Source organism: Paracraurococcus lichenis (genome assembly GCF_030657435.1).
In the GTDB taxonomy this organism is placed as follows: Bacteria; Pseudomonadota; Alphaproteobacteria; order Acetobacterales; family Acetobacteraceae; genus Paracraurococcus; species Paracraurococcus lichenis.
Genome location: NZ_JAUTWS010000456.1, coordinates 1 through 526 on the forward strand (window position 1 = coordinate 1; position 526 = coordinate 526).

The 526-nt window shown below is 67.1% G+C and carries 1 pseudogene; it reads right to left on the reverse strand.

Annotated elements, in window-relative coordinates:
• Nucleotides 1–526, reverse strand: a pseudogene (locus tag Q7A36_RS40775) (hypothetical protein); the annotation flags it as partial.

Genomic DNA, 526 nt, shown 5'->3' on the forward strand with positions numbered 1-526 from the left:
GCGCGTGCAGTCCAGCGCCGCGACCAAGCTCTCGGCCGTGAACTCGTGCTCGAAGGCGTAGGCACGCAGCAAGTGATCGTAGGCATCCAGACGGTCCGGCCGGCTCCGCTGGTGGCGCTCGACCTCGGCGGCCTGCAAGGTCGGTTCGATTGCCGCAACGACGCTGGCAGCTACGCGGTCCTGCAGGTCGAAAACCTGCGTACGGTCGCCCTCGAAGCGGTCGGCCCAGAGATGCGCGCCCGGTGTGGCGTCAACAAGTTGTCCGGTGATGCGCAGCCGGTCGCCGGCGCGGCGGACGCTGCCCTCGAGCACATAGCCAGCGCCGAGGTCCCGCCCGACCTGGCGTATGTCGATCTCCTGGTCCCGATACGCAAATGAGGAATTGCGGGCTATGACGAAGAGCCCGCTGCTGCGGGTCAGCGCGGTGATGATCTCCATCGCCATGCCATCGGCGAAGTAGTCCTGCTCCGGATCGCCGCTCAGGTTCACGAAGGGCAGGACGGCGAGCGATGGCAACCTGGCTTCG